Genomic DNA, 9,806 nt, shown 5'->3' with positions numbered 1-9,806 from the left:
CGGCCGGCGACGCCCCGTGCGACACGAGCGCGGGCCTGGGCGAGTCCCCGGCTCAGCGTCCGTTCGGCCGGTGCGGTGCGCCGTCGGGCGGGCGGCGGCCAGGAGTCGGCACCGGCGCAGTCGCGCTCGGCGACGATCGCGGCGTCCTGGCGCTCGCGGATTCGGACGGGGCGGTGCGCGCGGCCATCAGTTCCTGAGCGTGGCACGGCAAGGTCTGCGAGATCCGCAGCAGGCCACCGGGGTCGGTGACGATCGGGCTCGTCCGGACCACGGCGCCGATGCGTGTGGGCGCAATGTGCGCGTCCGCCGCCCATGCGGTCGCACCCGCCGAGGTGCCGTCCGCCGGCACGTGGTCCGGGTCGTGCTCGCGCAGGGTGTGAGCAGGCCCGGCGTCCCATCGCGAGGAACCGCACGACGGCGGTGCCCTGTCACGACGGGCCACGCGGAGGTGAAGGCGCCACAGCTGGACCGACGAGGGTGCGGACGCCTCTCGCGGACGGGTCCGTGGCCGTTCAGCGTGCGGTGGGGGTGCCGAGTTCGGCGGCGGCGTCGGCGTAGTCGATGAGCATGCGGGCGAATTCGAGGCGTTTGGCCCGGGGCCAGTCACGTGTGATGTGCTCGAAGGCCTGTCGGTGCTGGCTGCCGAAGCGGTCGCGCAGGGCGGCGCCCGCGGGGGTGAGGTGGAGCACGGTGCGGCGGCCGTCGCGCTGGGAGGCGGCGCGTACGAGAAGGCCCGCGGCGATGCAGTCACTCACCATCCGGCTGGCGACGGAGGAGTCGACGGTGAGCTGGTGGGCGATGCCACCGACGGTCATCTCGCCGTCGGCCTCGTCGACGATGTTGATGACCTGATTGCGGGTCAGGTCCTTGCGCGTGACCGGTGGATCGACGTCCACCAGAGCGGTGCGGCGGCGCAGTCGGGCGAACGCCGCGCCGACCGCGTCCAGCAGTGCGTCGTCCTGGGTCTCGTTTCCGCCGGTCACGCTCGACAGCGTAGCTCCAGGTCACTGCGAAACACAATTACATGCAATGATGCACACATCTGCATTTCGCAGAGGATTGGTGGGGCCGGCAGGACCGGTCTCCGCTTCGGACGGACAACGACAGGAAACAGCCATGAGCACCACGGCCATCATCAACGCACGGGTTTTCGACGGCGACCGGACGCTGGAGGCGAGCACCGTCGTCCTCGATGCCACCGGGATCCTCGCGGTCGGCGGACAGGCACCCGCGGGAGCCGAGATCGTGGATGCGCAGGGCGGAACGCTGCTGCCCGGTCTGATCGACGCCCACGTCCATACCGATGCGGAGTCCCTGGCACTCGCCCTGCGGTTCGGAGTGACGACCGAGCTGGAGATGCAGGGGACGAACACCGCCGGCAATCGTGCGCACATCACCGGTGACGATGCCCTGGCGGACGTCCGCTCCTCCGGGTTCGCCATCACCCCGCCCGGCGGCCACCCCAGCGAACTGTTTCCCGAGGGTTTCCGTCCCGGCCCGCCGCCCGGTGCGGCCCGGCCGACCGGGCCGGCGCCGCTGATGCCGTTCTCGAGCACCCCCGAGCAGGCCGTCGGATTCATTCCTCAGCTGATCGAACGCGGCTCGGACTACATCAAGTTCATGGTGGACGACGGCTCGGTCGAAGGCCACCCCGGCCTGCCGATGCTCGACGGTGCCACCCTGAACGCAGGCGTCGCCGAGGCCAAGCGGCTCGGCATGCTCACCGTCGCCCACACACTGACGATCGACGCGACCCGCATGGCGATCGAGGCCGGCATCGACGGCCTGGTCCACCTGTTCATGGACGGCCCGCACACCGACGAGATCATCACGCTCATCCGGGACTCGGGAGCCTTCGTCGTGCCCTGCGTCGTGCTGGACGCCTCGATGATGGGCATCACCGGTGACGAGCTGGCCGATGACCCTCGGGTGGCGTCCCGCCTGGACGAGGCCTGGACGAAGACGCTGCGCAGCAGCTTCGGCCACTACCCTCAAGGGCGCATCGCCGACGTGCTGGGGTCCGTGCGCGCGCTGCACGAAGCCGGTGTCGACATCCTGGCCGGGACCGATGCGTCCATGGCGATGCCGTTCCTGGGCGGACTGGCCCACGGCGCCAGCGTCCACCACGAGCTGCGGTACCTCGTACGGGCCGGCCTCACCCCGGTACAGGCCTTGCGCGCGGCCACCTCCACCACCGCCCGGCGCTTCGCCCTGACCGACCGCGGCCGCATCGCCGAAGGTCTGCGCGCCGACCTGCTTCTGGTCGACGGCGACCCCACCACCACCATCAGCGACACCCTCAACACCCGGGCCGTCTGGCGCCGCGGCACCCGGCTCGAAAGCTGACCGCCGACTGCCGCACACCACCCCATGCCGCCGGCGCAGATCCACCGACCGGGCCGCCTTGCCCGAGGCGGAATCCGCCGGGGACCGCCGCGGCGAGCGGGCGGTCCCGGTGCGCGTGTTCGGCGCACCTCATCCCGCCTGTCCGCGGTCGAGGCGGTCGCGTGTCAGCCGAGGCACTGCGTCTGCTGCTACGCCGTGCCGTCGAGCGGGGAAGGTCCCCACGGACGGTCCTGCCTTCGCCTTCGTCCCTCGACCGGTGCTCGGCGTGTGCCGTCGCAGCGGGCGGTGACGGGGCGGACCCGACGCGGCGTACCTGCGCCCGTACCTCACTCGGGCCCTGGGGAGGGCTCCGGCGGGCACCCGCCTCGGGACGGCTACACCCCCAGGATCCCCTGCTTCTCCAGGGCCTTGCGCAACGCCCGCACGGCGTAGAAGGCCCGGCTCTTGACGGTGCCGGGCGGTATGCCGAGGTGCTCGGCAGCCTGGTTCACGCTGCATTCCAGGAAGTACATGAGGCGGATGACGGTCTGCTGCTGCTCGTTCAGCTCCCCCAGGGCCTGCACCACCGCATGGGAGTCGATCGTGGATGCCGTGCTGTCGCCGGACGTGTCCAGCTCCTCCACGGGCATGAGCTCCAACGGCCTGATCCGGCCTGCCCGGTAGTGGTCGATGACGAGATTTCTGACCACGGTGAACAACCAGGGTCTGAGGGCTTCGTTGCGGCTGCCCAGGAAGCGGGCGTGCTTCCAGGCCCGGGCAGCGGTCTCCTGGAAGATGTCCTCCCCCTTGTGCCAGTCACCGTCCAGCAGCCGGGTGGCGTACCGGACGAGCAGAGGGCCGTACTGGTCGTAGATGTCCTTGATGAAGGCGTCGCAGTCAGCGTCCGACGCGAGGTGCCGGGTCCGCGACGACGTCGCAACGAGGGCAGTGGCCTCCGTTTCCATGATCCCGTGCATGAGAGGCGCCCAATCCTGTTCGAGTGTTCGGTGACGTGCGGAGGGGGATACGCCGGCTTTCAGGTGGCGAGGAAGTCGATCAGGGCGGCGTTGACCTCGGCCGCGTGGGTGAGCAGCAGTCCGTGCGGAGCGCCGTCGATCTCGACGTACCGCGCGTCGGGCAGGCGGCGGCGGAACTCGCGGGCCGTGGCGTCGATCGGCAGGATCCGGTCGGCGGTCCCGTGCAGGATCAGCGAGGGCACGTCGATGCGCTCCACGTCGGCCCGGAAGTCCGTCAGCCACGCCGGGACGCACGCGTACGCCGCCATGGGCGCCGAGCCGACGGCAGTGGCCCAGTTCGCCCGCAGCGCGGCTTCGCTGAGCCGCGTCCCGAGCGTCTCGTCGGTGTTGAAGAAGTCGACGAGGAAACTCTCGTACCAGGCGTAGCGGTCGGCCTCCGCCTGCTCCGCGATGCCGTCGAAGACGCTCTGCGGCACACCGGCGGGGTTGTCCGGCGTCTGCAACAGGAACGGCTGGAGCGAACCGAGGAACGCGGCCTTCGCCACCCGCCGCGAACCGTGGAGGCCGAGGTAGCGGGCGACCTCGCCCGAGCCCATCGAGAACCCGACGAGAACCACGTCCCGCAGGTCCAGCCGCGTCAGTACGGTGTCCAGATCGGCGGCGAAGGTGTCGTAGTCGTAACCCGTCGCGGTCCTGCTCGACCGGCCGAAGCCTCGGCGGTCGTAGGTGATGACGCGGTAGCCGGCCGCGACCAGCGCATCGGTCTGCTTCTCCCACGACTGCCCGTCCAGCGGGTAGCCGTGGATCAGGACGACCGGCTGCCCCGTCCCGTGGTCCTCGTAGTACAGCTCGATGCCGGTCGAGCCCTCGGCTCCGACGGTGATGGTTCCCATGGTGTGCCTCCCCGCCCGTCCGCCGTGTGCGAACCGGGCATGGCGCAAACCTAGGAAACGAGCAGGGGGGACCGCGTCCGTCGGACTACGTCTTCGGCGTACGTCATGACGCCGCGTCTTCGGCGTACGTCGTCGTGGCGCCCAGCACCGCGGCGAGCTCGCCGCGGGACGTCACCCCCAGTTTGGGGAACATCCGCTGGAGATGGGTGCTCACCGTCCTGGGCGAGACGTACAACCGCTCGCCGATCTCCCGGTTCGTCAGACCCTGCGCGGCGAGCTGGGCGACATGCAGCTCGGTGGAGGTCAGCTGGTCCACCGCGGCCGGATCCTGGCGAGGGGACGACGCGCCCGCGGCGCGTAGCTCCTGCCGTGTGCGCTCCGCCCATGCCGACGCGCCGAGGGCGTCGAAGATCTCGCGCGCGGCCTTCAGGGAGGCGCGGGACTCCGCGGGCCGCCGGTGCCGCCGCAGCCACTCGCCGAGGGCGAGCCACGCCCGCGCCCGCTCGAACGGCCATTCCGTGGGGACGGCGTCGACGGCCGCCCTATAGAGCGGCTCGGCGGCATCCTGCGGGCTCAGCAGTGCCCGGCCCAGTCGCAGTCCACAGAGCAGGGCGGGCGAAGAAGTCGTCTCCCCGAGCGGGGTCAGCTCCTGCACGATGTCGCGCGCCTCCCCGGGGGACTCGCTGCGCACAGCCGCCTCGACCAGCTCCGCGACCGCGTAGAAGCGCAGCCAGGGGTGGAAGGCGGAGTCAGCCGGGTCGAAGACACGGTGCAGGTGCCCGTACGCGTCGCCGTAGCGGCCCTGGCAGAGCGCCGCCTGCCCGCGCGCCATCTGCACGATGGCCAGCACCGGGCGCCCGCCGCTGGGAAGGGCCGCGCGCTCGGCTTCCGCCGCCCACGCCTCGGACGCCGGGTCGCCGCTGACGGCTGCCAGCTGCGCGCGGATGGCGTTCACCATCGCGTGCACGAGAGGCTGGCCGGTCTCGCGGGCCAGTGACGCGGCCTCCTCCGCGGCGAGGAGACCAGCGCGGACGTCACCCAGCCGTGCTGCGCTCCCCGCCTGGACGCAGAGGGCGCGGGCCAGCATCGAGAGCCTGCCTTGCGCCCGCAGGGCGTCCAGCGACCTCGTCGTCAACCGGCTTGCCAGGGCGGGAGCACCCACCGTCACGGCGGCGCCCCCCAGGAGCTGGTCTCCCTCCGCGTTCTCCGACGAGCGCTCCATCTGTCCCGCCAGGTCTTCCATGACCGTTCCCCCGCGCTCGACCGGGGCCGAGTACGCCCGCAGAGCGACCAGGTCGGCGTTGTCGGCATGCACGGGCATCCGGTCGGCGGCGGCGGCGACCCGCTCGCGGGCGGCCGGCCCCGGCTCTCCCCAGAAGCACTGCAGGACCGCTCCCCACAGCATGCGCAGGCCCAGCGCCGGTTCGCCTCCAGCGGTGATCTCGACCGCCAGCTCGGCCAGTTCGGCGGTCGCGGCGCCCTCGCCCCGTGTCCCCTCGGCCAGGGCGATGCTGACCCAGGCCGCGCGGCCCCGGTCCCGGACCGAGAGGTCCAGTGAGCGCGCCTGGGCCAGCAGATGTGCCGCGACCTCACCCTGGCCCGACTCCAGCGCGAGCTCCGCCGCCCGGAGCAGCCGGTCCGCCCGCGCGGACGGCTCCGCCGTCAGCTCCGTCGCCCGCCTCAGCGCGGCAAGGGCTGCCGCGACACCGCCACGCCGCAGGGCCCTGCCGGCGGTGGAGTCCAGATCCCGGGCTACTCGCTCGTCGGGACCCGCGGTGGCGGCGGCACGGTGCCATGCCTGTCGATCGGGCTGCCCCTGGAGCGCGGCGGCCAGAGCGGCGTGTGCGGTCTGTCGTTCCGCGACGGTAGCCGCGTGGTACATGGCCGAGCGGATCAGCGGGTGTCTGAAGGCCAGCCCCCGGGCTTCTACCAGACCCGCGTCGATCGCCGCCTCGAGAGCGGTGGCCTCGACGACCGTTCCGAGCATCCGGGTCGCCGCCGCGAGGCACTCGTCCATCGTTCCGTCGCCGTTGAGGGCCGAGAGAAGCAGAACCGTATGGGTGTCCGCCGGGAGGCGGGAGACCCGTGCCGTGAAGGTCCTCTCCAGCCGTGCGGTGAGCGGCAACGGACCCGGGTTGAGCGCGTACGCCCCGCCGACCGACCGCAGCGCGACCGGCAGCTCGGTCAGTGCCAGCGGGTTTCCGGCGGACTCCTCCAGCAGCCGCCGCCTGACCTGCTGTCCCAGGCCGGGGGCCACCGCGTCCAGCACCTCACCCGACACCTCGTCCGTCAGCGGACCCAGGTGCAGCACAGGCAGGCCGGCGCTGCTGAGGCGGTCGTCAAGGCGCCGGGTGACGGCGACCAGGACGAGGGGGTCGGACTCGATCCGCCGCGCCACGAACCCGAGCACATCGAGACTGGCATGATCCATCCAGTGGGCGTCCTCGACGACCACCAGCAGCGGCGCCTCAGCTGCCGCGTCCGTCAGCAAAGTCAGCGCGGCCAGGCCGACGAGGTACAGATCGGGGACGGCCTCGTCGACGAGCCCGACGGCTGCGAGCAACGCCGTACGCTGCCGCTCCGGCAAGTCATCGATTCTGTCCCGCAGTTGGTGAACCAACTGGTGCAAGCCGGCACAGGGCAGGTTCTCCTCGGACTGGACCCCCACAGCAGTGATCACATGGGTCCCGCCGCGCGCTGCGGCAGCCGCGGCCTCTGCGACCAGCGCCGACTTGCCGACGCCCGGCGCTCCGGTGATCACCGTCGCGCCGCCCGACCCGGCGGCCCCCTGCTCGACCAGGGCAGCCAGCGCGCGACGTTCCGTCTCGCGCCCCAGCAGCGCCCGCCTCTGCATGCCTGACTCCGATTCTCTGCGTCTCCCCGGCACCGGGGGTTCCGCGTCATCGCGGAACCCGGCGACCCGGCGGCATCTCCACTGGCAGGCGATCTGGAGGCCGGGTCTGGATGCCGACCGCACAATGGTATGCACGCCGCCGGGTGGGCACGACCGCGGTCCGCGCTCGTCGAACCGAGCCGCCGAGATCACGGCGGGCCGAACGGCTTTCGGGCCGTGACCCGCCGAACGGCTTTCGGGCCTTGACCCAGGGCGCGGGCGCACCTCCGGCCTCGGGACGGTGGCCGCAGCCGCGCTCGCGGCGGGCATGATCGCCTACCCCGTTCCCCACCACAAGGCCCGACACGATGCCGAGGAAACGGACGCAGCCGCCCGTTTCCATCCGGCTGCACCCTTCGCAAGCCGGACACGCTCCACAGGAGAGGAAGGGCAGCCGCCCGTCCGGGCAGATCCTCCCCTGCGTGCCGACCGGCTTCGACAGCCTCGACCCACCCCCGCCGCCCACAAGCTCGGTGCGGTCAGTACCCGTCGCATCCGGAGCACCGGCCGGCTGCCACAGCCATCAACTCAGCCGGTCCCGACACCCGTGGCCTCGGCGCTCCGCCGAGGCCACACCCCGTTCGGGCGGACTCGGGTGTCGTGCATGTTTCGGTCCTTTTCCTTCGAGGTGAAATAAGCCTTGACAGCATGCACCCGTCCCTCCATCCTCCCCTCCAGGGAGCGCTCTCTGAACTCCCCTCACGAGAGGAGTCGCCATGCGAGCGCTGCCGCGTCGCGTCAGGTTGTTACAGCCTCGGGGCCGCACCGCTCGCATTCCGCGACCTCCCTGCCCCTGCCCCTCCCGCACAGGCGGCGGAGGGGCCGCTCCCGCAGGCGAAGCCCGCCACCTCCTCCCCCACCGAGGGAAACCTCAGCGCCCGGGGGCGCCGTCGAGGGCGACCCCGGGACGCGCCGGCCCAGCGCGTTCGCCGACCCGCGGCGGATTCGGTCCGACCTCGCGGCGAGTACCGGGATCAGCCGGGTCGTCCTCGACCGGGAAGCCGCCTATGTCAAGGCCTCTCGGATCGAGGTGTGACCTACCGGGCCCGCCGGACACCGACGCCCCCGCCCCGCCCAGCCGCTCGTCCCCTGCGCGCGCGTCCACCGGCACCCCCGACCGCCCGGTGACCGCGAAGGTCCCGGGCAGCTCCGCCCGCCCCCTGCGGGCGGTGTTCCGAGACACCCGATTCCCCCCTGCGGGCAAACGCCACTGTCCGCCTCCCGCTCTCCCATCGCTGTATTTCCGCGAACGGACCCGTCACCCCTGACCCCGTAAGGAAGCGACATGCGCAGATATCCCGTCCATCTGTACACACTGCTGGTGAGCGCTCTGGCGCTCGTGCTGGCCGCCGCCCTGAGCTTGACCGTATCGACCCCGCAGGCCCAGGCCGCGACGGTCACCGTCCAGGCCGAGTCCTACGCCGCCCAGTCGGGTGTCGCCTCGGAGGCGACCGGGGACATCGGGGGCGGGCAGAACGCCGCGTTCCTCGCCAACGGCGACTGGATGCGCTTCGACAACGTCGACCTCGGCGCGGCCGGCCGGCTGACGGTCTCGGCCCGGATCGCGTCCGCCGTCGGCTCGGGCACGGTGGAATTCCGGACCGGCAGCCTGACCGGACCCCTGCTCGCCGTCATACCGGTCGCCCCGACCGGCGGTTGGCAGACCTGGGCGACCCAGGCCACCGACGTCACCACCCATCCCACCGGTTCACAGACGGTGTTCGCCGTGCTGCGCAGCACGGGGACCGGCGACTTCGTCAACATCAACTGGTTCTCCTTCGTCGGCGCGGGCGACAGCCCGGCCGCCGGATGGGTCCCCATCGACCAGGCCAAGTGGAACGCCCAGTTGGCTCAGTTCCGTGCGATGACGCCCGCCGCGGTGCCCGCCGGCATCGTCCGGGTCCCGGAGTTCAACGCCACCTGCTCCTACAGCCACTCCAAGCCGGACGACCCCATCGTCGTGCCCGGCCTGCCCGGTGCCTCCCACATGCACAGCTTCTTCGGCAACAAGAGCACCGACGCGTTCACCACGACCGATTCGCTCCTGGCCAACACACCCACCAGCTGCACCCCTGCCAACGACCTCTCGGCCTACTGGATCCCGACCCTGTACGAAGGCGACAAGGCGGTCGAAGCCGAGGGCATGATCGTGTACTACGGTTCCCGGCTCATCGACCCCTCGGCGATCGTGCCCTTCCCGCAGGGGTTCCGCATGATCGCGGGCAGCGCCAAGACCCAGACGCCCACCCCGGCGGGCTCGACCGGCCAGTACTGGTGCGCCGGCGAGGGCGGTGAGATCGGCCGCAGCGCCGACGGCAACTGGCCGCGCTGCGCCCCGAAGGCCCATCTCACCCACCAGCTCGTCTTCCCCGACTGCTGGGACGGCAAGAACCTCGACAGCCCCGACCACAAGTCGCACGTCACGACCACCTACGACGGCAAGTGCAGCGGCGCCTACCCTGTCGCCATCCCCAACCTCTCCTTCGTCGTCAGCTATCCGACCAGCGGCAGCACCGCGGGCTTCCGCCTGGCTTCGGGCATGGCATCGTCCATCCACGGCGACTTCTTCAACGCCTGGGACAACGCCGCTCTCGGACACCGCGTGAAGGACTGCATCAACCAGAAGGCCAAGTGCAATTCCGCCGGCACGTTCTGACCCTGTGCGTCGAGTCCACGGCGGGCGTCGGCGAGGGGGCCCGGACCGGTGTCGCCAGCGTC

7 protein-coding genes are annotated in these 9,806 nt (G+C 71.7%); 3 read left to right on the top strand and 4 right to left on the bottom strand.

Translation table 11 applies throughout. The features are described 5' to 3' along the window. The coding region (locus ABZ371_RS23405) for a hypothetical protein (protein ID WP_358682896.1) at positions 1 to 197 on the top strand (197 nt) is incomplete at its 5' end. Positions 198 to 512: 315 nt separating this feature from the next. Here ABZ371_RS23405 and ABZ371_RS23400 read toward each other — a convergent pair. Continuing rightward, the gene (locus ABZ371_RS23400; protein WP_358682894.1) at positions 513 to 983 is read right to left on the bottom strand and encodes a MarR family winged helix-turn-helix transcriptional regulator; all 471 of its coding nucleotides are present in this window, start codon (positions 981 to 983) and stop codon (positions 513 to 515) included. 133 nt (positions 984 to 1,116) lie between these two features. On the opposite strand from ABZ371_RS23400, the gene ABZ371_RS23395 reads away from it, so the two are divergent. Then, on the top strand, positions 1,117 to 2,346 hold the full coding sequence (locus tag ABZ371_RS23395; RefSeq protein WP_358682892.1) for an amidohydrolase family protein: 1,230 nt from the start codon (positions 1,117 to 1,119) through the stop codon (positions 2,344 to 2,346). Positions 2,347 to 2,720: 374 nt separating this feature from the next. On the opposite strand, the gene ABZ371_RS23390 is transcribed toward ABZ371_RS23395, so the two are convergent. From ABZ371_RS23390 to ABZ371_RS23380, 3 genes are all read right to left on the bottom strand, one after another. Next, positions 2,721 to 3,290, bottom strand: a complete 570-nt coding sequence (locus ABZ371_RS23390; protein WP_358682890.1) for a sigma-70 family RNA polymerase sigma factor — start codon at positions 3,288 to 3,290, stop codon at positions 2,721 to 2,723. 71 nt (positions 3,291 to 3,361) lie between these two features. Then, the gene (locus ABZ371_RS23385) at positions 3,362 to 4,195 is read right to left on the bottom strand and encodes an alpha/beta hydrolase (protein ID WP_358682888.1); all 834 of its coding nucleotides are present in this window, start codon (positions 4,193 to 4,195) and stop codon (positions 3,362 to 3,364) included. A 103-nt stretch (positions 4,196 to 4,298) separates the two neighbouring features. Beyond that, positions 4,299 to 7,049 (bottom strand): AAA family ATPase, encoded by a 2,751-nt coding sequence (locus tag ABZ371_RS23380; RefSeq protein ID WP_358682886.1) that lies wholly within the window; start codon positions 7,047 to 7,049, stop codon positions 4,299 to 4,301. A 1,324-nt stretch (positions 7,050 to 8,373) separates the two neighbouring features. On the opposite strand from ABZ371_RS23380, the gene ABZ371_RS23375 reads away from it, so the two are divergent. Next, positions 8,374 to 9,744 carry a DUF1996 domain-containing protein gene (locus tag ABZ371_RS23375; RefSeq protein ID WP_358682884.1) on the top strand — a complete coding sequence of 457 codons (1,371 nt, stop codon included), beginning with the start codon at positions 8,374 to 8,376 and terminating at the stop codon, positions 9,742 to 9,744. Positions 9,745 to 9,806: the final 62 nt, after the last annotated feature.

This window comes from Streptomyces sp. NPDC005899 (assembly GCF_040629645.1).
Classification (GTDB): Bacteria; Actinomycetota; Actinomycetes; order Streptomycetales; family Streptomycetaceae; genus Streptomyces.
This window is presented reverse-complemented; position numbering and strand designations above follow the sequence as displayed.

Bases quoted from the DNA above. Each gene is read 5' to 3' on its own strand.
- ABZ371_RS23395 (WP_358682892.1), top strand. From the start codon at position 1,117: ATGAGCACCACGGCCATCATCAACGCACGGGTTTTCGACGGCGACCGG.
- ABZ371_RS23390 (WP_358682890.1), bottom strand. From the start codon at position 3,290: ATGGAAACGGAGGCCACTGCCCTCGTTGCGACGTCGTCGCGGACCCGG.
- ABZ371_RS23385 (WP_358682888.1), bottom strand. From the start codon at position 4,195: ATGGGAACCATCACCGTCGGAGCCGAGGGCTCGACCGGCATCGAGCTG.
- ABZ371_RS23380 (WP_358682886.1), bottom strand. From the start codon at position 7,049: ATGCAGAGGCGGGCGCTGCTGGGGCGCGAGACGGAACGTCGCGCGCTG.
- ABZ371_RS23375 (WP_358682884.1), top strand. From the start codon at position 8,374: ATGCGCAGATATCCCGTCCATCTGTACACACTGCTGGTGAGCGCTCTG.